At 71.9% G+C, this 26,775-nt stretch carries 25 protein-coding genes; 12 read left to right on the forward strand and 13 right to left on the reverse strand.

What is annotated here, in order from left to right; genetic code table 11:
• Window positions 1-19: 19 nt before the first annotated feature.
• Entirely contained in the window at window positions 20-580 is a 561-nt protein-coding gene (locus ACIGW2_RS32060; RefSeq protein WP_399847528.1) for a TetR family transcriptional regulator, read from the reverse strand.
• A 175-nt stretch (window positions 581-755) separates the two neighbouring features.
• Between ACIGW2_RS32060 and ACIGW2_RS32065 the strand changes: the two genes are divergently transcribed.
• Entirely contained in the window at window positions 756-2,204 is a 1,449-nt protein-coding gene (locus ACIGW2_RS32065; protein WP_399847530.1) for an FAD-dependent monooxygenase, read from the forward strand.
• A 47-nt stretch (window positions 2,205-2,251) separates the two neighbouring features.
• Here the strand turns inward: ACIGW2_RS32065 and ACIGW2_RS32070 are convergent, their stop codons facing one another.
• Window positions 2,252-2,725, reverse strand: coding sequence for a hypothetical protein (locus ACIGW2_RS32070; RefSeq protein ID WP_391654808.1), 474 nt, complete (start codon window positions 2,723-2,725; stop codon window positions 2,252-2,254).
• 211 nt (window positions 2,726-2,936) lie between these two features.
• On the opposite strand from ACIGW2_RS32070, the gene ACIGW2_RS32075 reads away from it, so the two are divergent.
• The 3 genes from ACIGW2_RS32075 (at window position 2,937) to ACIGW2_RS32085 (ending at window position 5,417) form a co-directional block, all read left to right on the forward strand.
• Complete coding sequence (locus ACIGW2_RS32075; protein ID WP_356064775.1) at window positions 2,937-3,701, forward strand: SDR family NAD(P)-dependent oxidoreductase; 765 nt, start codon at window positions 2,937-2,939, stop codon at window positions 3,699-3,701.
• Between the two features lie 61 nt (window positions 3,702-3,762).
• Window positions 3,763-4,431: a DUF2278 family protein gene (locus ACIGW2_RS32080; protein WP_399847533.1), complete on the forward strand. Its 669-nt coding sequence runs from the start codon at window positions 3,763-3,765 to the stop codon at window positions 4,429-4,431.
• Between the two features lie 143 nt (window positions 4,432-4,574).
• Window positions 4,575-5,417: an LAGLIDADG family homing endonuclease gene (locus tag ACIGW2_RS32085; protein WP_391654811.1), complete on the forward strand. Its 843-nt coding sequence runs from the start codon at window positions 4,575-4,577 to the stop codon at window positions 5,415-5,417.
• A 61-nt stretch (window positions 5,418-5,478) separates the two neighbouring features.
• Here ACIGW2_RS32085 and ACIGW2_RS32090 read toward each other — a convergent pair whose 3' ends face one another.
• Window positions 5,479-6,672, reverse strand: coding sequence for an RtcB family protein (locus ACIGW2_RS32090; protein WP_391654812.1), 1,194 nt, complete (start codon window positions 6,670-6,672; stop codon window positions 5,479-5,481).
• 229 nt (window positions 6,673-6,901) lie between these two features.
• Between ACIGW2_RS32090 and ACIGW2_RS32095 the strand changes: the two genes are divergently transcribed.
• The 3 genes from ACIGW2_RS32095 to ACIGW2_RS32105 all read left to right on the forward strand — a co-directional run bounded on the left by ACIGW2_RS32095 (window position 6,902) and on the right by ACIGW2_RS32105 (window position 10,067).
• A complete protein-coding gene (locus ACIGW2_RS32095; RefSeq protein WP_399847538.1) occupies window positions 6,902-7,798 on the forward strand; it encodes a DUF3558 domain-containing protein in 897 nt (298 codons plus the stop codon).
• Window positions 7,799-7,929: 131 nt separating this feature from the next.
• Window positions 7,930-8,667 carry a DUF3558 domain-containing protein gene (locus ACIGW2_RS32100; RefSeq protein WP_391654814.1) on the forward strand — a complete coding sequence of 246 codons (738 nt, stop codon included), beginning with the start codon at window positions 7,930-7,932 and terminating at the stop codon, window positions 8,665-8,667.
• 107 nt (window positions 8,668-8,774) lie between these two features.
• Window positions 8,775-10,067: a DUF2637 domain-containing protein gene (locus ACIGW2_RS32105; RefSeq protein ID WP_399847541.1), complete on the forward strand. Its 1,293-nt coding sequence runs from the start codon at window positions 8,775-8,777 to the stop codon at window positions 10,065-10,067.
• Between the two features lie 72 nt (window positions 10,068-10,139).
• On the opposite strand, the gene lysS is transcribed toward ACIGW2_RS32105, so the two are convergent.
• Window positions 10,140-11,861 (reverse strand): lysine--tRNA ligase, encoded by a 1,722-nt coding sequence (lysS, locus tag ACIGW2_RS32110; protein WP_356064786.1) that lies wholly within the window; start codon window positions 11,859-11,861, stop codon window positions 10,140-10,142.
• Window positions 11,862-12,049: 188 nt separating this feature from the next.
• Here lysS and argS point away from each other — a divergent pair, with 188 nt between their 5' ends.
• The 4 genes from argS to ACIGW2_RS32130 all read left to right on the forward strand — a co-directional run bounded on the left by argS (window position 12,050) and on the right by ACIGW2_RS32130 (window position 16,884).
• Entirely contained in the window at window positions 12,050-13,825 is a 1,776-nt protein-coding gene (argS, locus tag ACIGW2_RS32115) for an arginine--tRNA ligase (RefSeq protein ID WP_399847544.1), read from the forward strand.
• 176 nt (window positions 13,826-14,001) lie between these two features.
• Window positions 14,002-14,766 carry an arylmalonate decarboxylase gene (locus ACIGW2_RS32120; protein WP_361588906.1) on the forward strand — a complete coding sequence of 255 codons (765 nt, stop codon included), beginning with the start codon at window positions 14,002-14,004 and terminating at the stop codon, window positions 14,764-14,766.
• Window positions 14,763-15,503: an SDR family NAD(P)-dependent oxidoreductase gene (locus ACIGW2_RS32125; protein WP_399847546.1), complete on the forward strand. Its 741-nt coding sequence runs from the start codon at window positions 14,763-14,765 to the stop codon at window positions 15,501-15,503. Before ACIGW2_RS32120 ends, ACIGW2_RS32125 begins: the two co-directional genes overlap by 4 nt.
• A 139-nt stretch (window positions 15,504-15,642) precedes the next feature.
• A complete protein-coding gene (locus tag ACIGW2_RS32130) occupies window positions 15,643-16,884 on the forward strand; it encodes an MFS transporter (protein ID WP_391654818.1) in 1,242 nt (413 codons plus the stop codon).
• Window positions 16,885-16,994: 110 nt separating this feature from the next.
• On the opposite strand, the gene ACIGW2_RS32135 is transcribed toward ACIGW2_RS32130, so the two are convergent.
• Entirely contained in the window at window positions 16,995-17,735 is a 741-nt protein-coding gene (locus tag ACIGW2_RS32135) for an SDR family oxidoreductase (protein ID WP_399847592.1), read from the reverse strand.
• A 119-nt stretch (window positions 17,736-17,854) separates the two neighbouring features.
• On the opposite strand from ACIGW2_RS32135, the gene ACIGW2_RS32140 reads away from it, so the two are divergent.
• Window positions 17,855-18,289: a MerR family transcriptional regulator gene (locus tag ACIGW2_RS32140; protein WP_391654819.1), complete on the forward strand. Its 435-nt coding sequence runs from the start codon at window positions 17,855-17,857 to the stop codon at window positions 18,287-18,289.
• On the opposite strand, the gene ACIGW2_RS32145 is transcribed toward ACIGW2_RS32140, so the two are convergent.
• From ACIGW2_RS32145 to ACIGW2_RS32180, 8 genes are all read right to left on the reverse strand, one after another.
• Complete coding sequence (locus ACIGW2_RS32145; protein ID WP_361588915.1) at window positions 18,248-19,135, reverse strand: fumarylacetoacetate (FAA) hydrolase; 888 nt, start codon at window positions 19,133-19,135, stop codon at window positions 18,248-18,250. The genes ACIGW2_RS32140 and ACIGW2_RS32145 overlap by 42 nt on opposite strands.
• A 15-nt stretch (window positions 19,136-19,150) precedes the next feature.
• Window positions 19,151-20,437 (reverse strand): pyridoxal phosphate-dependent aminotransferase, encoded by a 1,287-nt coding sequence (locus ACIGW2_RS32150; RefSeq protein WP_399847549.1) that lies wholly within the window; start codon window positions 20,435-20,437, stop codon window positions 19,151-19,153.
• Between the two features lie 202 nt (window positions 20,438-20,639).
• Window positions 20,640-22,271 (reverse strand): AMP-binding protein, encoded by a 1,632-nt coding sequence (locus ACIGW2_RS32155; RefSeq protein WP_399847551.1) that lies wholly within the window; start codon window positions 22,269-22,271, stop codon window positions 20,640-20,642.
• On the reverse strand, window positions 22,268-23,404 hold the full coding sequence (locus tag ACIGW2_RS32160) for a Glu/Leu/Phe/Val dehydrogenase dimerization domain-containing protein (protein WP_361588923.1): 1,137 nt from the start codon (window positions 23,402-23,404) through the stop codon (window positions 22,268-22,270). Before ACIGW2_RS32160 ends, ACIGW2_RS32155 begins: the two co-directional genes overlap by 4 nt.
• Window positions 23,405-23,493: 89 nt before the next feature.
• On the reverse strand, window positions 23,494-24,057 hold the full coding sequence (locus ACIGW2_RS32165) for a gamma-glutamyl-gamma-aminobutyrate hydrolase family protein (RefSeq protein WP_361588926.1): 564 nt from the start codon (window positions 24,055-24,057) through the stop codon (window positions 23,494-23,496).
• An 11-nt stretch (window positions 24,058-24,068) separates the two neighbouring features.
• On the reverse strand, window positions 24,069-24,875 hold the full coding sequence (locus tag ACIGW2_RS32170; RefSeq protein WP_399847554.1) for an acetylglutamate kinase: 807 nt from the start codon (window positions 24,873-24,875) through the stop codon (window positions 24,069-24,071).
• On the reverse strand, window positions 24,872-25,927 hold the full coding sequence (gene argC / locus ACIGW2_RS32175; protein ID WP_391654824.1) for an N-acetyl-gamma-glutamyl-phosphate reductase: 1,056 nt from the start codon (window positions 25,925-25,927) through the stop codon (window positions 24,872-24,874). The genes ACIGW2_RS32170 and argC overlap by 4 nt, the downstream gene beginning before the upstream one ends.
• Window positions 25,924-26,775 (reverse strand): RimK family alpha-L-glutamate ligase, encoded by an 852-nt coding sequence (locus ACIGW2_RS32180; RefSeq protein ID WP_361588935.1) that lies wholly within the window; start codon window positions 26,773-26,775, stop codon window positions 25,924-25,926. Before ACIGW2_RS32180 ends, argC begins: the two co-directional genes overlap by 4 nt.

The raw sequence follows: 26,775 nt of genomic DNA on the forward strand, positions 1-26,775 counted from the left end.
CCCCCGGACCGCGTGGGCCCTACGGGCCCTCCGCGGTGAGGTAGCGCTGGATGGTGGGGGCGAGCCAGGCGATCACGTCCTCGCGCGACATCTCGGCGACCGGCTGGAAGCGCAGGACGTAGCGGGTGAGCGCCATGCCGAGGATCTGCGAGGCGACGAGTCCGGCGCGGCGCGGGGCGTCGGAGGGGTCGGGGCAGACGCCGGCCACGACGGGGCCGATCTGTTCGGCGAAGAGCCGCTGCATGCGCTCGGCGCCGCTGTCGTTGGTGACGCCGACCCTCAGCATGCCGGTCAGCACGTCGTCGCGCTCCCAGCGGTCGAGGAAGTGGGTGACCAGCGCGGTGCCGATGTGCCGCGCGGGCAGCGAGCCGAGCTCGGGGAGCTCCAGCTCGATGGCGGAGGCGGCGGCGAACAGCCCCTCCTTGTTGCCGTAGTAGCGCATGACCATCGACGGGTCGATCCCGGCGTCCCGGGCGATGGCGCGGATGGTCGCGCGCTCGTATCCGTCGGCGGCGAAGCGCTCGCGGGCGGCGTAGAGGATCGCGGCGCGGGTGGCGTCGGAGCGGCGTGCGGTCGTCATGTCAACAAGTGTAGGCCCACGGGCGTTGACAGCGCGATGCGGGCGGGTCCACAATTGCCAACACGCGTTGACCCACAAGCGTTGACCCACAGGCGTTGGCCCACCGGTCGTGGACCGAGGCCGCGGACACCGCACCCACCGAAGGCACCACCGCAGGCACCCCCTGGAGGCAGCGATGAGCACCAAGGGCACCACGGACACCACCCACGCCACGGACCACGACGCCGACGTCCTCGTCGTCGGCGCCGGCCCCACCGGACTCCTCTTCGCCGGCGACCTCGCCACCGCCGGACTCCGCGTCACCCTCGTCGAGCGCCGGCCCGCCGGCCGCTCCAACCTCACCCGCGCCTTCGCCGTCCACGCCCGCACCCTGGAGCAGCTCGACGCCCGCGGCCTCGCCGACGAACTGATCGCCACCGGCACCCCCATCAGCGACGTGCAGTTCTTCGGGCGCCTCTCGCTCACCCTCTCCCGCCTCCGGACCCGCTTCCCCTTCCTCCTCATCACCCCGCAGTACGAGGTCGAGCGCCTCCTCGAACGGCGCGCGCGGGCCGCCGGCGTCGACTTCCGGCACGGCACGGAGCTGCACGCCCTGCGCCAGGACGCCCACAGCGTCACCGCCGAACTCACCGGACCCGACGGCGCCGACGGCCCCGTCACCGTCCGCGCCCGCTACCTCGTCGGCACCGACGGCCTGCGCAGCGCCGTCCGCTCCGCCCTCGGCCTGCCGTTCCCCGGCGTCTCCGTCATCCGCTCCATGGTCCTCGCGGACGTGCGCCTCGACGAGGAACCGCAGCGCCTGATGACCGTGGCCGCCTCCCCCGACGGCGACGCCTTCGCCTTCATCGCCCCCTTCGGCGACGGCTGGTACCGGGTCATGGGCTGGGACCGGCACCACCACGTCGCCGACGACGAGCCCGTGGACCTCGACGAGATCCGCGACATCGCCCGCCGCGCCCTCGGCCGCGACTACGGCATGCACGACGCGCGCTGGATCTCCCGCTTCCACAGCGACGAACGCCAGGCCCCCGCCTACCGCGCCGGCCGCGTCTTCCTCGCCGGCGACGCCGCCCACGTCCACTCCCCCGCCGGCGGCCAGGGCATGAACACCGGCCTCCAGGACGCCGCCAACCTCTCCTGGCGCCTCACCGCCGTCCTCCGCGGCACCGCCCGCGACCCCGAAGCCCTCCTCGACGGCTACCAGGCCGAGCGGCACCCCGTCGGCGCCCGCGTACTGCGCAGCAGCGGAGCCATCATCCGCCTCGCCATGGCCCACACCCCGCTCCAGCGCGCCGCCCGCGACCTCGCCACCCTCCTCGTCCGCACCGCCCGCCCCGTCGCCGACCGCGCCATCGGCCAGATCAGCGGCATCGGCATCGCCTACGGACCCCGCACCCACCGGGTCCCCGACGTCAAGCTCCGCGAGGGCCGCCTCTACGAACTCCTCCGCGCCGGCCGCTTCGTCCTCATCACCCCCGAGCGGCCCGAGGGCACCGCCACCCCGCCGCTCCCCGAAACGGCGCCCGTCACCGCCGACGCCCCGGTCCACGCCACCTGGGCCAACCCGGCCCGCCGCGAGACCCTCCTCGTCCGCCCCGACGGCTACACCGCCGCCCTCCGATGAGGACGGCGGTGCGGACGGGAGCCGGGCGGACGACGGCGGGGCGGACCTCAGAAGACGTACGGGTCACCCGTCGCCAGGACCAGGACGCGATGGCGGTCGTTGCGCGGGTTGCCGTCGGCCGGGCCGTCGCGCCAGACCGTGCGGATGTCCACGGTCAGCTCCTCGGGACGACCCGCCGTCCGCAGGTCCAGCGCGAGCTCGCCGGCCGCCCCGGCCGCCCGCAGCCCGCCCGTACGGCAGGAGACCACCCGGTCACTGCTCCACAGACAGGCCTCCGGCAGCTCCCCGCCCGCCAGGGGCACCGAGAAGGCGAGCCGGACGGTCGCCTGGGAGATGTCCGCGGGGCCGTGGTTCTCGCTCACCAGCCAGACCCCCAGCCGCCCGTCCCACAAGGACACGTGCCCGTGGTGGGCCAGATCCGCCTCGGGCCCCGCCTCCCGGGCCGCGGTCCCGGTGGCGGTGCCGCCCACCAGGGCGGCCGCCGTGATCATGCCGAGCAGCACCTTGCGCATCGCACTCATGCCCCGAAGATACCGACTGATCCGCATATATTCTGACTACCAGTCAGTACGATGCGCCCGCGTGTCCCCCCGCACCCCACCGCACCCCCACGCCCCACACCCCACGCCCCACGCCCCACGCCCCCAGGGCACCGCACGCCCGCCGCACCACCCCGCCTATCCTGACCAGGCCACCGACCACCGCACCGAACCCCCGCCCGAGGAGCCCCTCATGACCGCCCCCGGCAAGCCCATCGCCGTCGTCACCGGAGCGAGCAGCGGCATCGGCGCGGCCACCGCCCGACAGCTCGCCGCCGCCGGCTACCGCGTCGTCCTCACCGCCCGCCGCAAGGACCGCATCGAAGCCCTCGCCGCCGAGATCGAAGCAGCCGGCCACCAGGCCACCGCCTACGCCCTCGACGTCACCGACCGCGCCGCCGTCGACGAGTTCGCCACCGCCTTCCGCACCCTCGCGGTCCTCGTCAACAACGCCGGCGGCGCCCTCGGCGCCGACCCCGTCGCCACCGGCGACCCCGAGGACTGGCGCCGCATGTACGAGGTCAACGTCCTCGGCACCCTCAACCTCACCCAGGCCCTGCTCCCCGCCCTCACCGCGAGCGGCGACGGCACCGTGGTCGTCGTCTCCTCCACCGCCGCCCACGCCACCTACGAGGGCGGCGCCGGCTACGTCGCCGCCAAGAACGGCGCCCGCGTCCTCGCCGAGACCCTCCGCCTGGAGATCGTCGGCACCCCCGTCCGCGTCATCGAGATCGCCCCCGGCATGGTCAGGACCGAGGAATTCGCCACCACCCGCTTCCGCGGCGACACCGAGAAGGCCGCCAAGGTCTACGCGGGCGTGGCCGAACCGCTCACCGCCGACGACGTCGCCGACACCATCACCTGGGCCTGCACCCGCCCCCCGCACGTCAACATCGACCTCCTGGTCGTCCGCCCCCGCGCCCAGGCCTCCAACACCAAGGTCCACCGCGAGCTCTGACCCACCGCCCACCCCGGAGCGCCGCCCGGCCCCGCGGCGCTCCGGCTGCTTCACTGACGGCATGCCCTTCGAACGCTACGGCGTGCTCTCGGGAACCCTCCACCACCACTACCGCGACCAGCCCGACAACCAGGGCCGCTGGTTCCACGTCAACGTCGAGGTGGACGCCCCCGACGGGCGCTACCACTGTGCCGTCGACGTCGACAGCCACAAGTCCAACGTCGGCGTCCACTGGAAGACCCTCGTCCTGGACGCCGCCGCGCTCGGCCCGGCCACCGCCCTGACCCCCGGCTACCACGACCTGGCCCCCGCCCCCGAGCCCGGCGCCCTGGACTACCTCCGCCACCCCGCCCTGGTCGACCACTCCGGCGTCCTCTTCCAGCGCCGCCCGCCGACCTGGCTCCAGGAGCTCCTCGACCTCCTCGGCTCCCACCCCTGGCAGGCCGGCTCCAACGCCGAGGCCGCCGACGCCCTGGAACCCCTCCTCGTACCCGGCCGCCGCACCCTGATCTTCGGCGAGCCCTTCACCCACGACCCCGAAGGCGACCTGGGCATGCACAACGTCCACCAGAACCAGGGCGACCCGGTCGGCTCCCAGTGGTGGGACGAGAACGGCATCTGGCAGGACGGCGCCACGGCCACCCTCCGCCCCGACGGCCGCTACGACCTCTTCCTCAACCGCTTCTCCAGCCAGTCCGCCCACACGAACGTCCTCGGCCACCCGAACTGACCCTTTCGGGTGAACCACCCCGAAAGCCCCCACGACACCCGAACGCCAGACCTACGGTCGACACAACTCCCTACAGCAACGGCCCTCGGCCGGGACGGCAATCCCGACCGAGGGCCTCACCATCAGGAAGGCAACAACTTCCCATGGCTGAACCCGACACTAGCGCGCTGACGCTCTTCGACCTCGCCGCACCCGCCACGTCCTTCATGGACCTGACGAACCCCGACTACGCGTACATGTTCGGCTTCCTCCAGGCCGACGGACACCTGCAAGCGGGCACCGGACGCAAGGGGAAACTCACGGTCGAGATCAACGCCCGCGACATCGCGATCCTGGAAGAGTTCCAGCGCCTCACGCCCTACAACAGCAGCATCACTCGGCGCACGCGGTCGACCAACTTCGCCGAGGTCAGCCACACCGCGACCTGGGCCCTCTGCGCACTGGAAGCCCGCACACAGCTCAACGAGCTCGGACTCCCCTACGGCCGCAAGTCCAAGCGCATCACGCCACCCCGCGTGCCGTTCTCCCGCCCCGACTACCTGCGGGGCATCATCGACGCCGACGGGTCGGTGGGCTTCACGAAGGACGGTCATCCCTTCATCAGTCTCACGACACAGAGCACGGCGATCGCGGTGTACCTGTGCCACTACACCAACCGCACCCTCGGCATCCGGAAGATCCCAGGCCGCAACAAGCGCGACAGCGCCTACAACGTCGTGTACCTCCGCGAAGGGGCCACCGCCCTCGCCCAGCACCTCTACACGCCTGGCGCTCTCGCCCTGGAACGAAAGCAGGCGGCCGCAGCCGACGTCAGCGCCTGGCGGCGCCCCGCCGACATGCCGCCACCGCGCCAGGTGCGCACCTGGACACCACTCGAAGACAGCATTCTGCTGGGCGCAGCGACGATCCAAGAGGCCGCCGACGCCCTCGGCAGGACCTACCAGTCCTGCAATCTGCGCCGCTGGCGCCTGATGAAGAAGGGTTGATCCCCAGCACCACGTGATGAGGGCCGATGCGCATGCATCGGCCCTCATGACATCGTGCGTCTCAGCCCTTCACGCAGATGACCTGCTTCAGCTTCGCGACCACCTCGACCAGGTCGTGCTGCTGCTCCATGACCTGCTCGATCGGCTTGTACGCACCGGGGATCTCGTCCACGACGCCCGAGTCCTTGCGGCATTCGACGCCCCGGGTCTGCTCCTCCAGGTCCCGCGTCGAGAAGCGCCGCTTCGCCGCGCTGCGGCTCATCCGGCGGCCCGCGCCGTGCGAGGCCGAGTTGAAGGAGGCCTCGTTGCCGAGTCCCTTCACGATGTACGAGCCGGTGCCCATGGAGCCCGGGATGATGCCGAACTCGCCGGAGCCGGCCCGGATCGCGCCCTTGCGGGTGACGAGCAGGTCCATGCCCTCGTACCGCTCCTCCGCCACGTAGTTGTGGTGGCAGGAGATCACCGGCTCGAAGGTCACCTTCGCCTTGCGGAACTCCCGGCGGACGACCTCCTGGAACAGCGCCATCATGATCGCGCGGTTGTACTTGGCGTACTCCTGCGCCCAGAACAGGTCGTGCCGGTAGGCGGCCATCTGCGGGGTGTCCGCGACGAAGACCGCGAGGTCACGGTCGACCAGGCCCTGGTTGTGCGGAAGCTTCTGCGCCTGGCCGATGTGGTACTCGGCGAGCTCCTTGCCGATGTTCCGGGAGCCGGAGTGCAGCATGAGCCACACCGAACCGGACATATCTAGACAAAACTCCACGAAGTGGTTGCCCTGGCCAAGGGTTCCCATTTGCGTAGCCGCCCGCTCCCGGCGGAACTTCACCGCGTCAGCGACCCCGTCGAACCGCGACCAGAAGTCCCCCCACCCCGCCGTCGGGAACTGGAAGAGGCGCTTCGGGTCCACCGGCTCGCGGTGCATGCCGCGGCCCACCGGGATGGCCTGCTCGATCTTGGAGCGGAGGCGGGAGAGGTCGCCCGGGAGGTCGTTCGCCGTGAGGGAGGTCTTGACGGCCGACATGCCGCAGCCGATGTCCACGCCCACCGCGGCCGGGCACACCGCGTCGCGCATCGCGATCACGGAGCCGACCGTCGCGCCCTTGCCGTAGTGCACGTCCGGCATCACGGCGAGGCCCTTGATCCAGGGGAGGGTCGCGACGTTCTGGAGCTGGCGCATCGCGCCGTCCTCGACCGAGGACGGGTCGGTCCACATGCGGATGGGCACCTTCGCGCCCGGTACCTCGACGTACGACATACTTCCTCGATTCCCCCGAAAAGTCTGATAACGCAAAAACCGGAGCCAAAGCCCGTACAGGTGACTGCGGACCGGCATCGACGGCTGTGCTTGCGATACACATTGTGTTCACCGCGCCGTGCGGCGCGGCAATCGGTTTTCGGGGGTCGCCTCCCGGAGAAGGGAGCCTGGGATCGTGCAGCGCAAGGCGTACGCACGGGGGCGGGGGCCGGGTCGGGGCGGGGTCGCGGTGGCGTCCGCGGTGGTCCTGGCCCTGGGTCTCGGGGCGGGTCTCACGGGCTGTTCCTCCGGCGCTCCCGCGGACACGGAGGCGGTCGACTCGAAGGCGGGCCCGGCGTCCTCGACCGCGGCGCCCGGGCGCTACCGGACGCTGTTCGAGCCGTGCGGCGCGGTACCACAGGCGACGCTGAAGGATCTGCTGCCGGGTGCGGCGGCGCTGCCGGAGGCGGAGCGGGACCGGGCGTACCGGGGGACGGCGGCGGCGACGTTCGACACGGACCGGCGGGTGGGGTGCAGCTGGAAGGCGGACGCGCCGGACGCGACGCACCGGCTGACGCTGGACATCGAGCGGGTGGTGTCGTACGACCCGGCGGTGAGTGACGACGATCGTGCGCAGCAGGTGTTCGGGGCGAAGCAGGCGGCGGCGGGGATCGTCGCGCCGCCGACCGCGCCGCCGCCCTCGTCCGCCCCGGCCTCGCCCACCCCGACCTCGTCCGCCCCGCCGGTCTCGCCGTCGGCGGGTGTCGCGACCTCCGCGCTCGCGGGGCATCAGCCGCAGGGGCCGCGGGTTCCCGCGGCGGCGCACGCGTCCTCGGCGCCGCCGGCGGGCGCGACGGGGGCGACGGCGAGCGCGGGCGCGACGGCCTCGCCGTCCCAGAGCAGTGGTCTGGAGCCGCGGATGCTCGACGGTCTGGGTGAGGTGGCCTTCGTGGACGACACGTTGGTGACGCCGGGTCCGTCGGGTGCGAAGCGGCTCGTCAGCGTGGTGTTCCGCACATCGAACGTGATCGTGACGGTGTCGTACGAGGAGCTGACGACGGGGTCGGCGGAGCTTCCGGACAGCAGGGAGCTGCAGGAAAGGGCCCGGAGCCTGGCCCGGCTGCTGGCGGAGCGGCTGGAGGAGTAGTCGTTCGGTGCCGCTCCGTGAGGGGCGGGGGACCACGTAACGTGTCGGCGTATCCGCCCGTCGGCAGCCGGCCGTCGGCCGGCCGGAGTGCCTCGGGTGCCCGGGCCGTACGACAAGCGACTGAAGGAACCATGCAGCGATCTGTCCCGCGACTTTCCCGCGTTCTCGCCTGTGCCGCCGTCCCGGTGATGCTCGTCGCCGTGGGCTGCTCGTCCGGATCGGATTCCGGGGACAAGGGTTCGGGTTCGGGTGCTCCGGACGCGGCGTCCTCGGCGTCGGCGGCGCCGAAGCCGACGCAGTCGACGAAGGCGGTGGAGCCGGCGCGGTTCGCGAAGCTGCCGGTGATCTGCAAGGCGATCTCGACGAAGACGGTCGAGGGTCTGGTGCCGAAGGTGAAGAACAAGAACGGCACGGAGGCCACGTCGAGTGATGTGGCGAGTCGTGGCGGTTGTTCGTGGAACGGTCTTGAGGACAAGGGCACGAAGGGTTCGCAGTACCGCTGGCTCGACGTCTCCTTCTACCGCTACGAGTCGGACGCGACGCTCGGCAGTGGTCAGGAGCGGGCGGTGGAGAGCTATGCCAAGGAGTTGGCGAAGGTCCAGGCGACCGAGGGCGCGAAGAAGCTGCGGACGGTGAAGACGCCGGGCGTGGGTGAGCAGGCGGACACCGTGACGTTCCAGGTGCGCAAGACGGACGAGGACTTCCAGTACGCGTCGGTGGTGGCCCGTTCGGGCAATGTGGTGGTGCTGCTGTCGTACAACGGTGCGGGGTACGCGGGGGCGGACACGCCGTCCGAGAAGACGATCGCGGAGGGTGCGCTGAAGGCCGTGAAGGAGGCGGTCGCGGCCGTCGAGGCGGCCAACAAGTAGGCGTTTGTACGGTTTTGCACGGAGCCCGGCCCTCCCCCGAGGGCCGGGCTTCGCGCATGTGTGCCAGTCTGTGCCCGCGAGATGTCGATCGACGGGAGGGATCGCGGGTGGCCGCGATGCAGCTGACACGCACGCACCGCATACTCATCGGCCTGGTCGTGGCGGGCGCGGTGGTCATTGCGGGCATCGGTTTCGCCGGGTCGTACGCGGCGGTGCGCGAGCTCGCCGTCGACAAGGGTTTCGGCACGTTCTCGTACTTCTTCCCGATCGGCATCGACGCGGGCATCTGTGTGCTGCTGGCGCTCGATCTGCTGCTGACCTGGATCCGCATCCCGTTTCCGCTGTTGCGGCAGACGGCGTGGGTCCTGACGGCGGCGACGATCGCGTTCAACGGTGCGGCGGCGTGGCCGGATCCGCTGGGTGTGGGCATGCACGCGGTGATTCCGGTGCTGTTCGTGGTGGCGGTGGAGGCGGCGCGGCATGCGGTGGGCCGGATCGCGGACATCACGGCGGACAAGCACATGGAGGGTGTGCGGCTGACGCGGTGGTTGTTGTCGCCGGTTCCGACGTTTCGGTTGTGGCGGCGGATGAAGCTGTGGGAGCTGCGTTCGTACGAGCAGGTGATCAAGCTGGAGCAGGAGCGGCTGGTCTATCAGGCGCGGTTGCAGGCGCGGTACGGGCGGATGTGGCGGCGGAAGGCGCCGGTGGAGGCGTTGATGCCGCTGCGGCTGGCGAAGTACGGGGTGCCGTTGGCGGAGACGGCGGCGGCGGGTCTGGCGGCGGCGGGTGTGGAGCCGGTGCTGTTGCCGCCGGCGCCGGCGGCCGCGCAGGTCGCGGCGGTGGCCTCGGGCCCGCAGCTGGGTGCTGCGCAGGCGGTGGCGCCGCAGCTGGAGCTGGGGCAGCAGCCGCAGGCCCAGGGTCAGAATCCGGCTCAGGCTCAGGCCCAGGCCCAGGCGCAGGCGCCGGGCGTGCCGCAGCCGCTGCCGGCCCAGGTGCCGGTGAATCACGAGAGTCCGTGGTTCGACGCCCCTCAGGTCTCGCCGGAGGCGTACGAGGGCAGCTACAACCCGAACATCGTGGAGGGGCTTGAGCCGACTCCGGTGCCGGTGCCGCTGGGGCCGGACGACGTGCCGCCGGCGTCGGTGCCGGAGGAGTTCGTGGAGTATCCGGAGTACGTGGACGCGGAGCCGCCGGTGGAGGTCTTCGAGGAGGCCGTCTACAAGGCGATGTGGGAGTACACGCAGGAGCACCAGCAGTACCCGACCATGGAGCAGCTCGACATACTGCTGCGTGAGCGGTACGGCGTGACGCATCCGCGCAGTGTGGCGATGCTGCGCCAGGTCGCGCCGGGGATCCGTCAGCGGCTCGACCAGGAGATGGCGGAGAACCACATCGCCTGATCTCCGCCCCGTGTACGGCGAAGGCCGTCGCCCCCGGCTGGGGGCGACGGCCTTTCGCGTGTCCCGTGAGGGTCAGGCGCCGAGCAGCTTGCGCACCCGGTCCGCGCCGACGGCGAGGAGGAGGGTGGGCAGGCGGGGGCCGGTCTCGCGGCTCACGAGGAGCTGGTAGAGGAGGGCGAAGAAGGAGCGCTGGGCGAGCTTGAGCTCCGGGGTGGGCTTGGCCTCGGGGTCGAGGCCGGCCATGACCTTCGGCACGCCGTAGACCAGGGTGGTGAGGCCGTCGAGGGACCAGTGGGTGTCGAGGCCTTCCAGGAGGAGGCGGAGCGAGGTGCGGGCCTCGTCGTCGAGCGAGCCGAGGAGTGCGGTGTCGGGCTCGTCGCGGACGATGGTGCGCTGGTCGGCGGGGACCTGGGTGGTGATCCAGTTCTCGGCGCGGTCCAGGCGCGGGCGGACCTCGTCGAGCGAGGTGACCGGGTTGTCCGGGTCGAGCTCGGTGAGGATGCGCAGGGTCTGCTCGTCGTGGCCGGCGGTGATGTCCATGACGGAGGCCAGCGTGCGGTACGGCAGGGGGCGCGGGGTGCGGGGGAGCTCGCCGGCGGCGGTGCGGGCGGCGCGGGTGTGCGCGGCGGCGTCGGCGGGGAGCACGGTGCCGTCGGCGACCTTGGCCTCCAGCTTGTCCCACTCGTCGTAGAGGCGCTGGATCTCCTGGTCGAAGGCGATCTTGAAGGACTGGTTGGGGCGGCGGCGGGCGTAGAGCCAGCGCAGCAGCTGGGGCTCCATGATCTTGAGGGCGTCGGCGGGGGTGGGGACGCCTCCGCGGGAGGAGGACATCTTGGCCATGCCGCTGATGCCGACGAAGGCGTACATGGGGCCGATGGGCTGGACGCCGTCGAAGATGCCGACGATCTGGCCGCCGACCTGGAAGGAGGAGCCGGGCGAGGAGTGGTCGACGCCGGAGGGCTCGAAGATGACGCCTTCGTAGGCCCAGCGCATGGGCCAGTCGACCTTCCAGACGAGCTTGCCGCGGTTGAACTCGCTGAGCTTGACGGTCTCGGCGAAGCCGCAGGCGGTGCAGGTGTAGGAGAGTTCGGTGGTGTCGTCGTCGTAGGCGGTGACGGTGGTGAGGTCCTTCTCGCACTGTCCGCAGTAGGGCTTGTACGGGAAGTAGCCGGCGCCGCCGCCGGAGCCGTCGTCCTCGGCCGCGGCGCCGGAGCCCTCGGCGGCCTCCAGCTCGGCCTCGTCGACGGGCTTCTGGGACTGCTTCTTGGGGGCCTTCTTCGTGCGGTACTGGTCGAGGATGGCGTCGATGTCGGCGCGGTGGCGCATGGCGTGCAGGATCTGCTCGCGGTAGACGCCGGAGGTGTACTGCTCGGTCTGGCTGATGGGGTCGTACTCGACGCCGAGCTCGGCGAGGGCCTCGACCATGGCGGCCTTGAAGTGCTCGGCCCAGTTGGGGTGGGGGGAGCCGGCGGGGGCGGGGACGGAGGTCAGGGGCTTGCCGATGTGCTCGGCCCAGGTCTCGTCGACGCCCTCGATGCCGGCCGGCACCTTGCGGTAGCGGTCGTAGTCGTCCCAGGAGATGAGGTGGCGGACCTGGTGGCCGCGGCGGCGGATCTCGTCGGCGACCAGGTGCGGGGTCATGACCTCGCGGAGGTTGCCGAGGTGGATGGGGCCGGAGGGGGAGAGGCCGGAGGCGACGACGACCGGTTTGCCAGGCGCACGTCGCTCCGACTCGGCGATGACCTCGTCCGCGAAACGGGAGACCCAGTCGGTCTCGGTGCTGCTCTGAGCCACGGTCGGTTCGTCCTTCTTCCTTGGTTCCTTCGAAAAGCCTGCGGGCCGGTCGGCCCCACAGGAGTCATTGTCCCAGACGGAACGGCGCGCTCCGAGGTTGTCCACAGGGGAGAAAACCCGTTGCCGGGCCGTGGGACACTTGACGGGCGAAACATCCCGTAGGACTCCCACCACAGGAACGGAAGCTCATGGCCTCGGTCCCTTCCCTCGCTTCGACCGTGCAGCAGCGCCTCGCGGAAGGCCTCTCGGCAGCCCTGCCGGAGGCCGGGTCCGCCGATCCGCTGCTGCGACGAAGCGACCGGGCCGATTTCCAGGCCAACGGCATCCTGGCGCTGGCCAAGCGGCTCAAGGGCAATCCGCGGGAGCTGGCGACCAAGGTCGTCGAGGCGATCCCGGCCAATGACGTCCTCAAGGACATCGAGGTCTCGGGTCCTGGCTTCCTCAACATCACCGTCTCGGACGCGGCGATCGTGAACACGCTGGCGGCGCGGTACGCGGACGCGCGCCTGGGCGTGCCGTTCGCGGAGGACGCGGGCACGACGGTGATCGACTACGCCCAGCCGAACGTGGCGAAGGAGATGCACGTCGGGCACCTGCGTTCGGCGGTGATCGGCGCGGCGATGGTGGAGATCCTGGAGTTCACCGGCGAGAAGGTGGTCCGGCGTCACCACATCGGCGACTGGGGCACCCAGTTCGGCATGCTCATCCAGTATCTGATCGAGCACCCGCACGAGCTGGACCACAAGTCGGAGGGCGCGGACGCGGAGGTCTCCGGCGAGGAGGCCATGTCGAACCTGAACCGCCTCTACAAGGCCTCGCGGGCGCTGTTCGACTCCGACGAGGAGTTCAAGACGCGCGCCCGGGCCCGGGTGGTGGACCTGCAGGCGGGCGACGAGGAGACCCTCGCGCTGTGGCAGCGGTTCGTGGACGAGTCGAAGATCTACTTCTACTCGGTCTTCGAGAAGCTCGACATGGACATCCGGGACCCCGACATCGTCGGCGAGTCCGGGTACAACGACATGCTCCAGGAGACCTGCCGGATCCTGGAGGAGTCGGGTGTGGCGGTGCGCTCGGAGGGTGCGCTGTGCGTGTTCTTCGACGACGTCAAGGGCCCGGACGGCAACCCGGTGCCGCTGATCGTGCAGAAGTCGGACGGCGGTTTCGGGTACGCGGCGACGGACCTGTCGGCGATCCGGGACCGGGTGCGGAACCTGAAGGCGTCGACGCTGCTGTACGTGGTGGACGCCCGGCAGTCGCTGCACTTCAAGATGGTCTTCGAGACGGCCCGCCGGGCCGGCTGGCTGAACGACGAGGTGAAGGCGCACCAGCTGGCCTTCGGCACGGTGCTCGGCAAGGACGGCAAGCCGTTCAAGACCCGTGAGGGCGAGACGGTGCGGCTGGTGGACCTGCTCGACGAGGCGATCGAGCGGGCGACGGCCGTGGTGGAGGAGAAGAAGGAGAAGGCGGGTCTCACCGACGAGGAGGTCGTGGAGAACGGCCGGTACGTGGGCATCGGCGCGGTGAAGTACGCCGACCTGTCGACCTCGGCGGTGCGGGACTACAAGTTCGACCTGGACCAGATGGTCTCGCTGAACGGCGACACCTCGGTCTACCTCCAGTACGCCTACGCCCGTATCCAGTCGATCAAGCGGAACGTGACGGACGCGGAGCCGGTGGCGCACCCGGAGCTGGAGCTGGCGCCGGCCGAGCGGGCGCTGGGTCTGCACCTGGACCAGTTCGGCGCGGCGATCGCCGAGGTGGCGGAGGAGTACGCGCCGCACAAGCTGGCGGCGTACCTCTACCAGCTGGCCTCGCACCTGACGGCGTTCTACGACCAGTGCCCGGTGATGAAGGCCGAGACGCGGGAGCTGAAGGAGAACCGGCTGTTCCTGGTGGACCTGACCGCCCGGACGCTGCACCAGGGCATGGCCCTGCTGGGCATCCGGACCCCCGAGCGGCTCTGACCGCTCCCGAACGGGTGAGGACGGCCGCGCCTTCGGGCGCGGCCGTCCTCGTTTTCTTTTCCAAGAAAACGTGGCGGCTCGTCAAGGAATGTCAAGACTGAAAGATATTTCAAGATTGACATGGCGGATCGTCAGGAGCGGGGGATGATCGGGGATTTCGGCGTTAGCTTGCGGGCATGGATATCTTCTCGCTGCCCCGTTTCGGGGTGTTGGTTCCCCCGGAGAACCCGATAGCGGAACCGGAGTTCCAGCAGTTGCTGGGCTCCGAAATGAATGTGTACGCAACGCGTTTCCCGGTGACTCCCGGATTCACCCGGGAGACGATGGAGATGTACAACGAGGTGCTGGCGGACGTGCTCGGCACGTTCGGTGCGATGCGTCTCGACGCCGTGGTGGTGGCCTGCAACGCCTCGCACTACCTGCTGGATCCGGAGGGCGACCGGGCGTTCTGCGCGGAGCTGTCGGAGCGGCTGGGTTTCCCGGTGCTGTCGACGACGCGGGCGATCCTGGAGCTGTGCGGGGCGCTCGGCACGAAGAGCCTGACGCTGGTCTCCCCGTACGCCTCGTGGCTGACCGAACTCTCCCGCGGCTACTGGGAGAAGGCGGGTCTGGAGGTCGAGCGGATCGTGTACGCGCCGGCGGTGCCGGGCCCGGCGGGCGGCGGCGAGGAGCCGGACGAGCACTTCAACCCGTATCTGGTGACGACCGAGACGCTGCTGACCCGGATCGCGGCGGCGGGCGTTCCCGAGGACGGGACCGTGCTGTTCACGGGCACCGGCATGGGGACGCTGCCGGCCGTGGCGGCGCTGGCGGCCGAGACGCCGGGGCGCACCCTGATCACCTCCAACATGGCGGCGGCCTGGTGGGCGCGGCGCACCGCGGGCCTCGCGGGTGCCGGTGAGCACGCCGCGCTCCGGCGGATCGAGGGGGCGCTGCGATGAGGACGTACGACTCCCTGGTGGCCGTGGTGAGCGGTGCCGCGTCCGGGATCGGGGCGGCCGCCGCGGCCGCGCTGGCCGAGCGGGGCGTCCGGGTCGCGGGCCTGGACCTGAAGCCCTCGGAGGTGGCGGCGCCGGCGGTCGGGATCGCCTGCGACGTCTCCGACGACGCCTCCGTGCGCGCGGCGGTCGCCGAGACGGTGGAGCGCTTCGGCCGGATCGACATCGTCGTGAACAACGCCGGGATCGCCGCCCAGGGCGACGTCGCGGGCAACGAGGACGACGAGTGGCGGCGGGTCCTGGACGTGAACGTCATCGGGATGGTGCGGCTCGCGCGGGCCGCGTTGCCGAGCCTGCGCCAGTCGCCGGCGGCGGCGATCGTCAACACCTGTTCGGTCTTCGCGCTGACCGGGGTGCCGCGGCGCACGCTCTACTCGGCGTCGAAGGGGGCGGTGTACTCGCTGACGCTGGCGATGGCCGCCGACCACGTGCGCGAGGGGATACGGGTGAACGCGGTGGCCCCGGGCGCCGTGGACACGCCGTGGATCACGCGCGTCCTCGCGCTCGCCCCGGACCCGGCGGCGGCCCGTGCGGAGCTGGACGAGCGGCATCCGCTGGGCCGCCTGGCGCGGCCCGAGGAGGTCGGCGAGGCGATCGCCTATCTGGCGACGCCCGTCTCCTCCGGCACCACCGGCACGGTCCTCACCGTCGACGGCGGCATCCACGCCCTGCGCCTCTAGCGGGCCACCGGCCGCCGGGCACCGGTGGCCTGACCAGCACCTTCAACGCCCCGCGGGGCCGCCCCCGGGTGCGCCCTTCGCGCGTCGGCCCCGCACGGCCTTGACCTTCACATCAATGGAAAGGTTTCAGGATTTCGTCATGACCAGTACCGAGCCCTCCGTCGGCACCGCTCCTCCCGATTCCGCCGTCCCGAACTCCGCCGCCGCGCCGCCCGCCGAGGGCGCGAAGCTGCCCCTGGGCGCGCTGCTCGCGCTGGCCGTCGCGGTCTTCATCACCAGCCTCACCGAGACGCTGCCCGCCGGTCTGCTGCCGGCCATGAGCGACACCCTGCACGCCAGCGAGTCGGCCGTCGGCCAGACGGTGACGATCTACGCGCTGGGCACCGTGCTCACCACCATCCCGCTGTCCGCAGCCACCGCCGGCTGGCGCCGCAAGCGCCTGCTGATGGCCTCCATGGGCGCCTTCGCCGTGGCCAACACGGTCACGGCCCTCTCGGCGAACTACCCGCTCACCCTGGTCGCCCGGTTCCTCGCCGGTGTCGCCGCCGGCCTCGCCTGGGCCCTGCTCGCCGGCTACGCCCGCCGCATGGTCGCCCCCCACCAGGAGGGCCGCGCCATCGCCATCGCCATGGCCGGCATCCCCGTCGCCCTGTCGCTCGGCGTGCCCGCCGGCACCTTCCTGGGCAAGGTGGCGAACTGGCAGTCGGCGTTCCTCGCCATGACCGGGCTGACCGTCCTGCTGCTCGTCTGGATCGCGGCGATCGTGCCCGACTTCCCGGGGCAGCGGGCGGGCGGCAAGATCCCCGTGCGGAGCACCCTCAAGGTGCCCGGCGTCACCCCGGTGCTCTTCGTGATGCTGGTCTTCGTCCTGGCCCACACGCTGCTGTACGCGTACATCGCCTCCTTCCTCGACGACATCGGCATGGGCGACCAGACGGACGCGGCCCTGCTGGTCTTCGGCGTGGCGTCGCTGGTGAGCATCTGGGTCGTCGGAACGTACATCGCCGCCCACTTGCGCACCCTGACCATCGTCAGCACGCTCCTGGTCGGCCTCGCGGTCGCGGTGCTCGGCGCCTTCTCCGGCACCGACGCCCTGGTGTACGTGGCGGCGGCGCTGTGGGGCCTGGGCTGGGGCGGCGTGCCGACGCTGCTGCAGACCGCCGCGGGCCAGGCCGGCGGCGAGGCGGCGGACGCCGCGCAGGCCATCCTGGTGGTGCTGTGGAACGTGGCCATGGCCGGCGGCGGCATCGCCGGCGGTCTGGTGCTCCAGGCCGTCGGGGTCTCCCCCTTCCCGTGGATCGTGCTGGCCCTGCTGGTCCCGGTGCTGGTCGTGGTCCTGGTCTCCCGGGCGCACGGCTTCCCGGCGAAGAGCCGGGCCTGACCCGCCCCTCCCGGGCCCCGCGGGGCCCGGGACCGAAACGCCGCGAGGCTCCCCGGCCGTTGCCCCGGCCGGGGAGCCTCGCGGCGTTCAGGTGCGGTGCGCGCCGCGGGTCAGGCGGTGTAGCCGCCGTCGACGGCGAGCGAGGTGCCGGTGACGTAACGGCCGCCGGGGCCCGCGAGGAAGGCCACCGCGGCGGCGATGTCCTCGGCCTCGCCGAACCGGCCCAGGGCGGTCAGACCGCGCTGGAAGTCGCCGCTCTCGCCGGCGGCCGGGTTCATGTCGGTGTCGATCGGGCCCGGGTCCACGGCGGTGACGGTGATGCCGCGCGGGCCGAGCTCCCGGGCGAGGGCCTTGGTGAAGCCGATGAGCGCGGTCTTGGCCATCGCCTGGACGACGAAGTTGGCGCCGGGGACGCGCCCGTTGAAGCAGGAGCCGATGCTGATGATGCGGCCGTCGTCGCCCATGTGGCGGGCGGCGGACTGGGAGGCGAGGAAGACCGAGCGCACGTCCACGGCGAGCGCGCGGTCCAGGTCCTCGGCGGTCACCTCGTCGAGGGCGCCGTAGGCGAGGAAGCCGGCGTTGTTCACCAGGATGTCGATCCGGCCCAGCTCGCGGACGGTCTGCTCCACGGCCGCCACGGCGGCGTCGGACTCGGTGAGGTCGGCCTGGATGGCGAGCGCCTTGCCGCCGGCCGCCTCGATGTCCTTGACGACCTCGCGGGCCTGGTCGGCGGCCTGCACATAGGTGACGGCCACGGCCGCGCCGGCGGCGGCGAGCCGCTTGGCCACCGCCGCGCCGATGCCGCGGCTGCCGCCGGTCACGAGGGCCACCTTGCCGGTCAGCTCGGACACGTTGCTTCCTCCGTCGGTTCCGTGGGACAGGGTGCTGTTCGTCATGACGGGATACTGAAACCTTTCCATTAATGTGAGGGTCAAGCGGATCAAGTCGGATGCGCGAAGGAGGAGTTGACATGCGGATCGGCGAGCTGTCGGAGCGCACGGGGACCTCGCGGCGCCTGCTGCGCTACTACGAGGAACAGGGCCTGATCGTCTCCGCGCGCGAGCCCAACGGCTACCGGGACTACGACGAGGCCTTCGTCGACCGGGTGATGCAGATCCGCGGACTGCTCGACGCGGGGCTGCCGACCAGGATCATCAAGCAGATCCTGCCGTGCCTCAACAAGCCCCGCGCCATCCACTTCGAGGAGGCCACTCCGGAGATGCTGGCGACCCTCGAGGACGAGTGCCGCCGCATGACCGAGCGCATCCGGTGTCTGGAGCGCAACCGTGACGCGGTCTCCGCCTACCTCGCGGAAGTGCGCCGCAGGCAGCCGGAGCGCCGCGTCACGGACGGCGCCGACGGTTCAGTGGGACGAGGCCGTGCCGCCGTACCGGACGGTGTTTGACAGCACGACGCCGTGGCTGGCCACCTCGATGGTGATCCGGTCGCCGTCGGCGACCTGGAAGCCGTCGTGGAAGCTGCTCAGATCGGCGCCCGTCAGCAGGTAGTTGACGAGGCCGGGGCGGCGCAGCGCCGGGAAGGAGAAGGCCCGGTCGACCATGTCCTCCACCCGGAAGTACAGGGCGTCGGCGCCGCAGTCGAACTTGCCCTCCCAGGCCTGCTCGCCGTCGCGCTCGATGATCGCGCGGCCGGTGGCCGAGCGGGGCGGCTCGGCGACGAAGAGGTAGGGCGAGATGCCGGTGTCGCACAGCTTGCCGGACGGCGTGTAGCCGGGGTGGATCCGGTGCAGGCCGATGTCGCAGAAGTCGTTGCCGAAGGCGAAGCCCGCGTAGTGGGGGGTGCCGTCGTCGTCGTTGAGGTGGACGAGGGCGAGCTCGGCCTCCTCGATGAGGATGAGCGGCTCGGCGGGGACGACGAGGTCCTGGCCGGGCACGCGCAGCCACGAACCGAGGCCCTTGAAGTACCACTTGGGGATCGGCGGGCGGCCGTCGTACGACTCGATGGCGTCCGCCTTCGACTTGTGCGTGCCGAGGAAGCCGCTGACCAGCGAGGCCCCGTCGGAGGGCAGCAGCGGCGGCAGGGCGTGCAGTTCGGGGTCGCCGGCGGTGACGGTGAGCGTCTCGGCGGCCTCCACGAGGGCGGTGACCGCCTCCGGGCCGCCGTCGGCGAGGAAGACGTCCCGCAGTGCGCCGTCGGCGACCGCGTAGAGGGTCTGGGGCTCGCCGGGGGTCTGGAGGCCGAGGCTGACGTAGCGCCGGTCCCGGTACTCGTATTCGCTGAGGATCAGCATGTGCGTGGACCTTTCTCAGGTCGTCGGGGCGGGTGCGGGGACGAGGTCGTGCAGGACTTCCGCGATGCGGTCGAGGGAGGCCCTGATCCAGGGCAGGGCGAGCGGGTCCGGGGAGTGCAGCGCCTCGGTGCGCTGCTCCTCGGTGTCGCCGTAGAGCCGGCTGGTGGCGGCCCGGATGCGCAGCGCGCGGTCGGCTTCGCCGAAGGCGCTGCCGGGCAGGACGCCGAGGCCGTGGCGGTCGGCGAGGAGGGCGGCGAGGTCGCCGCCGCCGGTCACCCCGTGCGCCGCGGCGAGGTGGGCCCGCAGCGGCTCGAAGTCGGGGTAGAGGTAGCTGGTCGCGCGCACCGGGGTCAGTACGGCTCCGGCGGCGGCGAAGTGCGCGTGCGCGGCGCGGACCACGGTCTCGTGCAGCCGGCGGGCCTTCAGCACGTACGCGACGACCTCGGGCGGCTCGGTGAAGGCGTAGGCGGCGGCCTCCTGGACGGGGGCCGCGGTGGTGGACCAGGTCTGGCTGGCGACGGCTTCGAGGCGGTCGCGCAGGGCGCGGCCGAGCGGGCCCTCGGGCAGCCGGGCGACGCCCATGCGCCAGCCGCCCACGGCGAGGTTCTTGGTGAGTCCGGTGGTGACGACGGTGCGTTCGGGGGCGAAGGCGGCCGGGGAGACGGCCCGGTCGGCGCCCTCGAAGACCAGGTCGCAGTAGATCTCGTCGGAGACGATGACCAGGTCGAGGTCGCGGGCGACGGCGGCGAGCCGGCGCAGGGTGTCCGGTTCGGCGACCGTGCCGGTGGGGTTGTCGGGCAGGGTGACGACGACGCAGCGCGGGTCGCGGCCGGACGCGCGGGCGGCCGTGACGGCCTCGCGCAGCGCGTCGGGGTCGGGCACTCCGCCCTGGCCGGGCAGGGTCGGCACGTGCAGCGGCCGGGCGCCGGCCAGCCGGGCCTGGGCCGCGTAGCTGACCCAGCTGGGCACGGGCACGACGACGTCGCCGCCGACGGCCAGCATGAGGGCGAAGAGCACGGGCTTGCTGCCCGGTCCGCAGAGCACCAGCTCGGGGTCGGTGGCGAGGTTCCGCCGCTCCCAGTAGCCGGCGGCGGCGGCGCGCAGGGCGGGGCTGCCGGCGACGGGGCCGTACGAGGCCAGCCCCGCGGCCTCGGCGAGCCGTTCCCTCAGGGCGGGCAGGACGGGCAGGCCGATCTCACCGCTCGCGAGCGACAGGACCCGCTCGCCGGCGCGGCGCCGGCGTTCCAGCGCCTCGTCGGCGGCGAGGGTCGCCGACTTGGTCACCGGCGCGGGGTGGGACATGACGACCTCCGGGGCAGAAAACGGGAAACGGCGAGAATCTGGACGGAAGTGGACGGAATGTGAGGAAAGGGGAGGAGGAAAGAGGAGGAGGGAAGGGGAGGGGGAAGACCGGGGGGTGGCGGGGGAGGTGCACCCCCCGGTGGTCTGTGGGGTGGGGCGCCGCGCCGGAGGGGAGCGGCGCGGCGCCCGGAAGGGGCCGGGCTCAGTCCGCGTACAGCTTCCTGAGCTCGATCTTGCGGACCTTGCCCGTCAGGGTCTTCGGCAGGGCCGCCATGACCTCCAGGCGCTCGGGGAAGAACCTGGGGTCCTGGCCTGCCTCGCGCAGGTGGTCGCGGATCTCGTCGAGGGTCGGCGGGGTGCCGCCGGCCGCGACGACGACGGCGAGGATCGGGTCGTCGATGTGGCCGGTCGGGCCGACGACCGCGGCGTCGGTCACCTTGGGGTGCCCGGCGATCACGGCCTCCAGTTCGGCCATCGGCAGGACGATGCCGTCCCGCATGATGGCGTCCTTGGCGCGGCCCAGGACCCGTATGCCGCCGCGTCCGTCCTCACGGGCGACGTCGCCGGTGTCGAACCAGCCGTCCTCGGTGAGCTCGTCGTCGAAGACGTCCTGCTGCTTGAAGTAGCCGAGCGCCTGCGACGCCCCGCGCACCCGCAGCCGGCCCACCGAGGCGCGCTTGTCCGGGTCCTGGCAGGCGTCGATCCGTATCTGCATGGAGTCGATCGGCCGGCCGTGGCTGTGCGCCGCCCAGTCCTGGTTGTAGTCGAGCCGGGTGATCGTGACCGGGCCGAACTCGGACATGCCCCACACCGAGTACGTCCGGGCGCCGAAGGTCGCCCGCAGCTCGTCCACCAGCGGCTGGAGCACCGGCGCGGCGCCCGTGATGGTGTGCCGGAGGCTGGACACGTCGTGCGGGTCGCGCTGCTGGACCCGGGCCACGCCCATGAGCGTGGGCGGCGGGCCGTACAGCAGGGTGGCCCGGTACCGCTCGACCAGGTCGAGCAGTCCCTCGTGGTCCGGGCCGTCCTGGAAGGCGACCGTGCCGCCGAGCATGACGCCGGCGAGGATGCCCTGCCCGAAGCCGGAGTAGTGCACCAGCGGGGTGGTGACGGCGGCGACCAGGTCGTCGCGCAGCATGAAGCTGTCCACGTAGCCGCGCACGCCCGAGTGGACCGTGTTCTGGCTGTGCACCACGCCCTTGGAGAAGCCGGTGGTGCCCGAGGTGAAGAGCACCACGAACGGCTCGTCGGGCCGCAGTTGACGCCCGATGAGGTCGCCCATGCGCCGCTTCTCCCAGTGCACGGAGACGAAGTGGTCGTGGAAGTCGACCGCGCCCTCGGGGACGTGCCCGTCGAGGACCACCAGGTGCTCCAGCGGCAGTTCGCCGCGCAGCCCGTCGATGGTCTCGGCGAGCGGGTAGCCCTCCCACTCCGGCACGGTGACGCACACCTTCGCCTCGGTGAGCACGAGCCGGTGCCGCAGCTCCTCCGCCTGGCAGACGGGCGCGATCGGGCAGATCACGGCGCCGACGGCCATGCAGGCGAACATCAGCGGGACCATCTCCCACCGGTTGGGCAGCTGGACGGCGACGACGTCGCCGCGCTGCACGCCCAGGTCGAGCAGGGCGCCGGCGAACCGGTCGGTCAACCGGGACAGTTCGGCGTAGTCGAGCGTGTCGGTGCGGGCCTCGTCGAGGCGGCGACCGGCGATGGCGAGCTTGCGGGGCCGCTCGCGGGCCTGGCGGCGCAGGTCGTCCAGGAAGGTCTCGTCCCGCCACCAGCCGCGGCGGCGGAACTCGGCCAGGCGATCGGCGGCCGAGGGGGTGACACTCATCCGAAGAGCTCCTGGCGGCGTGCGGCGAGCAGCTCGGGCAGCGGGTTGCCCGCGCGCGAGGCGGCGATGTCAAGCAGGTCGCGGGTGTTGACCCGGACCCGGTCGGCGACCCAGTCGAAGACCCACTGCTTGCGGGCCTCGTGGGACAGCTCGAAGGGCACCTTGCGGGTGACGGCCAGGGCCGCCGAGCCGGCGCCGCCGATGTTGGCGATGACGCCGGGGACCAGGGCGGTGCCGGCGGCGGCGACCTTCTCCTTCGCCTCGGCGCTGGAGGCGAGGTTGGCGCCCTCGACGACCACGCGGGCACGCAGCCGGTGCGCGTTCTCGGCGTTGAGGGCGTACTTCTGGGCGGCGAGCACCAGCAGGTCGGCGTCCACGTCGAGCCAGGCGTCGGGCTCGCGGTTCACGGTGACGTGCTGCGGCAGCCGGGAGTGGTCGATGCGGCCGAACTCGTCGGTGATGGCGACCAGGTCGGCGACCGGCAGGCGGTCGGCGCTGATGGTGCCCTGGACGTCGGCGATGCCGACGATCAGGTGGCCGCGGTCCTCCAGGAAGCGGGCGACCGCGCGACCGACGGCGCCGAAGCCCTGGACGACGACCCGGGCGGGCTCGGTGCGGCCGCCGGCCTCCAGGGCGGTGAGCGCGGCGACGCCGACGCCGTGGCCGGTGCAGTCGATCAGCGGCTCGTAGTAGGTGCGCCAGTCGATCGGCATGTCGGGGGCGCCGAGGCGGTAGCGCGGGTCGTAGCCGGCCTCGTCGAAGAAGACGGCCCGGTCGGCCGGGGTGACGCCCATGTCGATGCCGAGGTGGATGCCGCCGTGCAGCAGCGGCTTGACCGTGCGGCCGAAGGTGCGGAAGGTCTGCTCGCGGCCGGCGCCCTCGGAGTTGGCGTCGGTGGCGACGATGCCGGCCTTGGCGCCGCCGATGCGCAGCCCGGCGAGGGTGAACTTCTCGGTCATGTCGCGGGCGAGGCCGGCGACCTCCTCCTCGGTGACCCCGGTGGTCATCCGGGTGCCGCCCATGGCCAGGCCGTCGACCAGGGAGTCGACGACCACCCAGCCCTTGATGCTGCCGCCGCTGCCGTTCAGGTGCACGGTGAAGGCGGGGTCCTGCGGGTGTTCCAGATCACTCATTGCCAGTCCTTAGGGATGCGTAGCCGAGTTCGGGAAACCGTGCGCGCCGGGCGTACGCCGTGGTTCGTACGCCCGGGCGCGCACGGCCGTCACTGGTAGAGCTGCGCGAAGCCGCGCAGGATCTCCATGCCGTCGCTGCGGAATTCCAGGTGCGCCTGGGCGCCGAAGATCCGGCCGTCCTCGGAGCGCATGAACTCCACCGGCGCGTGCTCGGAGCGCCCGATCGTGCGGAAGCCGGCCGGTGCCTCCTGGAGGTACAGGGTGTGGCGGTGGAAGACCGTCACGGTCGGCTTCACGTACTCGAAGAGCGGCTCGGTCTTGTCGACCTGCACCTCGTAGCCGCCGACCCGCTGCTCCCCCTCCTCCAGGCGGCCGCCGGCGGAGACGGCGATCAGCTGCATGCCGCCGCAGATCGCGAAGACCGGGACGTCGGCGCTCATCACGAGGTCGACGAGCGGCTTGTAGAAGTCCTGGTCGTAGGCGCGCACCTTGGTGCCGCTGAGCACGATGGCCTGGTGGCGGCCGTCGAGCCGGGCGGGCACGGAGGCCGCGTCGACGGCCTCGGTGTCCGAGCCCAGGTCCTCGAAGCGCTTGCGCAGCTGCTTGAGGGAGAGGGTTCCGTTGTTGACGACTAGGACACGGGATTTCGCCACGTGCTCGCTCCTCAGGTTCGCGTGATGACGGTGCCGGTACGGGCCGCGAGCAGGTCCGTGGTGGCCGCGCTGCCGATGACGACGCGCTCCACGCCCCGCTCCAGGGCCTCGCCGGCGGCCCGCAGCTTCTTGCGCATGCCGCCGGTGGCGCCCTTGTCGCGGAACGCGGCCGCCGCCTCGGCGCTGATCTCGCGGACCGGTTCGCCGTCGATCAGCAGGTGGGCGACGTCGGTGACCAGGACGAGGTCGGTGGCGCCGGCGGCGCCGGCGATGGCGGCGGCGGCCCGGTCGGCGTCGGTGTTGACCTCCTGGCCGGCGGCGTTGCTCGCCAGCGGCGTGACGAGGTAGGCGTGGCCCGGCTGGAGGTTCTTCAGCGGTGCCGGGTCGACGCCGGTGATCGGGCCGACCAGGTTCTCCAGCTCGACCAGCTTCTTGTCGCGCCACCACCAGCGCTCGCCCTCGCCGGCCCGGACCAGGCCGTCGCTGCCGAGCAGCCGCTCGCCGGTGATGCCCCGGTCGGCGAGCCGGGCGAAGACGTCCTCGGCCATGGCCGCGCTGACGGTCTTGATGTCGGCGATGACCTCGGGCGTGGTCCAGCGGCTCTGGTTGCCGTAGCGGTCGCGGAGGATCGCCGACGGGTCGGTGTAGCGCTGCGGGTTGAGCCGCTTGAGCGGCTTGGACCAGCCGTGCACGAGGATGAGCGGGTGCTCGCGGCCGTGCGCGGCCAGGTCGTCCCACCAGCTGCCGTCGAGGTCGTCGAGGCAGCTGCCGCCGAGCTTGACGACGGTCGGCGTCCGCCGCTGTGCCGTGTCGCTCATGCCGGCATCACCGGCTGCATGGTGAGGCCGGTCTCCTCGGCGATCCCGAAGCGGATGTTGGCGGCCTGGACGGCCTGCCCGGCGGCGCCCTTGATGAGGTTGTCGAGCGCGGCGAGGACGACGATGCGGTCGCCCTCCTCGTCGTGCAGGACGGTGACGTCGCAGAAGTTGGAGCCGAGGACGGCCTGCGGGTCGGGCACCGGGATCAGCGTCTCGTTGTTGCGGCGCACCCGGACGAAGCGCTCGCCCTTGTAGAAGCGGGTGTAGGCGCGCTGCAGCTCGCGCTGGTCGACCTTCTCGTCGGTGAAGACGTACGAGCTGGTCAGCAGGCCGCGGACGTGCGAGACGCCGTAGGCGGACATGGTCAGGGAGGCGATGCTGCCCTGCTTGCCGCGCTCCAGGAAGTCGGCGACCTCGGCGGCGTGCCGGTGCCCGGTCGGCGAGTACGGGGCGATGGCGCCGCTGCGGAAGGGGTGCAGGTCCGAGGTGCGCAGCTGGAGGCCGCCGCCGCTGGAGCCGCTCTTGCCGTCGACGACGACGGTCTTGAGGTCCAGGCCGAGGCCGAGGGTGAGCGGCGCCAGGCTCAGGGTGAGCGCGGTGGCGTAGCAGCCCGGCATCGAGATCAGCGAGGCCTCCCGCAGCTGGTCGCGGACCAGCTCGGGGACGCCGTACACGAAGCGGTCGGCGAGGTCGGCGCGCCGGTCGACCTTGGGGTACCAGCGGTCGTGCCGCTCGGGGGTGGCGATCCGGAAGGCGCCGCTGAGGTCGACGATGGCCGGGACCTTGTCGACGAGCAGTTCGGAGAGCCGGGCCGAGACGGGGGCCGGGGTGGCCAGGAAGAGGACGTCGACCTTGTCGGCGACCTCCTCGGTGACGGGCTGCACGGTGAGCCCGAGGTCGATGCGCAGGTTGGCGTGCAGTTCGGCCGGGCGCCGGCCGATGTTGGAGGAACCGCCGAGGAAGGTCAGTTCCATGTCGGGGTGCTGCGTGATCAGTCTGATCAGATCGCCGCCGGCGAGCCCGGAGGCTCCGACGACTCCTGCCCGGATCATGCGAGTGACTCCTGGACGAACGAGACGATGGCGGAGGGGATGTCCGCCGCGGTGGTGGAGGCGACGCCCCGGAAGGCGGGGGCGTGGTTGACCTCGTTGACGACGAGGCCGTCGTCGGTGCGGAAGAGGTCGATGCCGTAGATCCCGGCGCCCAGTTCGGCGACGACGGCGTCCACGATCTTGACGACCTCGGGGTCGTACGCGACGGCGGTGCTGCTGTTGCCGAGGGCGGCGTTGCTGCGCCAGTCGGTGCCGGCGCTGGTGAACTCGGCGGCGGCGACGATCTCGTGGCCCGCGACGAGGCAGCGCACGGAGCTGCCGCCGGCCAGGAACGGCTCGACGAGGCAGGCCTGTTCGAAGGCGTGCCCGAGGTCCTCGACGTAGTCGTAGACCGAGTGGGCGGTGTCGGTGTGGCGGATCAGGGTGACCCGCTTGCCCATGCCGCCGAAGATCGGCTTGAGGACGACGGGGACGCCCAGCTCGTCCAGGGCCCGCTCGAAGTCCTTGCGGGACAGCACGAGCCGGAAGTCCGGGACCGGGACGCCGGCGGCGCGGAGCACCGCGCGCAGGACGGCCTTGTTCTCGCAGGCGTTGATGGACCGGGCCGAGTTGAGGACCGGGACGCCGGCCTCCTCGGCGAGGGTGGCGACGAGGCCGCCGCGGGTGTAGCTGCGGCTGCGGACCAGGAGCGTGTCGTACGCGCTGACGGACGGCGCGTCGGCGCCGCCGAGGCACAGGGACTCGTCGTTGACCCAGTCGACCTGGAGTCCGAAGTCCGGGCCGAGCTCGATCAGCTTGCGTTCCTCCCAGCTGATCCGGTCGGCGACGACCGCGACCTTCTTGGTCAT

The organism is Streptomyces sp. NPDC053541 (genome assembly GCF_044544705.1).
Taxonomy (GTDB): Bacteria; Actinomycetota; Actinomycetes; order Streptomycetales; family Streptomycetaceae; genus Streptomyces.

What these genes read in the sequence shown, in the direction of transcription:
- ACIGW2_RS32060 (WP_399847528.1), bottom strand. Translation starts at nt 580, where the DNA reads ATGACGACCGCACGCCGCTCCGACGCCACCCGCGCCGCGATCCTCTAC.
- ACIGW2_RS32065 (WP_399847530.1), top strand. Translation starts at nt 756, where the DNA reads ATGAGCACCAAGGGCACCACGGACACCACCCACGCCACGGACCACGAC.
- ACIGW2_RS32070 (WP_391654808.1), bottom strand. Translation starts at nt 2,725, where the DNA reads ATGAGTGCGATGCGCAAGGTGCTGCTCGGCATGATCACGGCGGCCGCC.
- ACIGW2_RS32075 (WP_356064775.1), top strand. Translation starts at nt 2,937, where the DNA reads ATGACCGCCCCCGGCAAGCCCATCGCCGTCGTCACCGGAGCGAGCAGC.
- ACIGW2_RS32080 (WP_399847533.1), top strand. Translation starts at nt 3,763, where the DNA reads ATGCCCTTCGAACGCTACGGCGTGCTCTCGGGAACCCTCCACCACCAC.
- ACIGW2_RS32085 (WP_391654811.1), top strand. Translation starts at nt 4,575, where the DNA reads ATGGCTGAACCCGACACTAGCGCGCTGACGCTCTTCGACCTCGCCGCA.
- ACIGW2_RS32090 (WP_391654812.1), bottom strand. Translation starts at nt 6,672, where the DNA reads ATGTCGTACGTCGAGGTACCGGGCGCGAAGGTGCCCATCCGCATGTGG.
- ACIGW2_RS32100 (WP_391654814.1), top strand. Translation starts at nt 7,930, where the DNA reads ATGCAGCGATCTGTCCCGCGACTTTCCCGCGTTCTCGCCTGTGCCGCC.
- argS (WP_399847544.1), top strand. Translation starts at nt 12,050, where the DNA reads ATGGCCTCGGTCCCTTCCCTCGCTTCGACCGTGCAGCAGCGCCTCGCG.
- ACIGW2_RS32120 (WP_361588906.1), top strand. Translation starts at nt 14,002, where the DNA reads ATGGATATCTTCTCGCTGCCCCGTTTCGGGGTGTTGGTTCCCCCGGAG.
- ACIGW2_RS32125 (WP_399847546.1), top strand. Translation starts at nt 14,763, where the DNA reads ATGAGGACGTACGACTCCCTGGTGGCCGTGGTGAGCGGTGCCGCGTCC.
- ACIGW2_RS32130 (WP_391654818.1), top strand. Translation starts at nt 15,643, where the DNA reads ATGACCAGTACCGAGCCCTCCGTCGGCACCGCTCCTCCCGATTCCGCC.
- ACIGW2_RS32140 (WP_391654819.1), top strand. Translation starts at nt 17,855, where the DNA reads ATGCGGATCGGCGAGCTGTCGGAGCGCACGGGGACCTCGCGGCGCCTG.
- ACIGW2_RS32145 (WP_361588915.1), bottom strand. Translation starts at nt 19,135, where the DNA reads ATGCTGATCCTCAGCGAATACGAGTACCGGGACCGGCGCTACGTCAGC.
- ACIGW2_RS32150 (WP_399847549.1), bottom strand. Translation starts at nt 20,437, where the DNA reads ATGTCCCACCCCGCGCCGGTGACCAAGTCGGCGACCCTCGCCGCCGAC.
- ACIGW2_RS32155 (WP_399847551.1), bottom strand. Translation starts at nt 22,271, where the DNA reads ATGAGTGTCACCCCCTCGGCCGCCGATCGCCTGGCCGAGTTCCGCCGC.
- ACIGW2_RS32160 (WP_361588923.1), bottom strand. Translation starts at nt 23,404, where the DNA reads ATGAGTGATCTGGAACACCCGCAGGACCCCGCCTTCACCGTGCACCTG.
- ACIGW2_RS32170 (WP_399847554.1), bottom strand. Translation starts at nt 24,875, where the DNA reads ATGAGCGACACGGCACAGCGGCGGACGCCGACCGTCGTCAAGCTCGGC.
- argC (WP_391654824.1), bottom strand. Translation starts at nt 25,927, where the DNA reads ATGATCCGGGCAGGAGTCGTCGGAGCCTCCGGGCTCGCCGGCGGCGAT.
- ACIGW2_RS32180 (WP_361588935.1), bottom strand. Translation starts at nt 26,775, where the DNA reads ATGACCAAGAAGGTCGCGGTCGTCGCCGACCGGATCAGCTGGGAGGAA.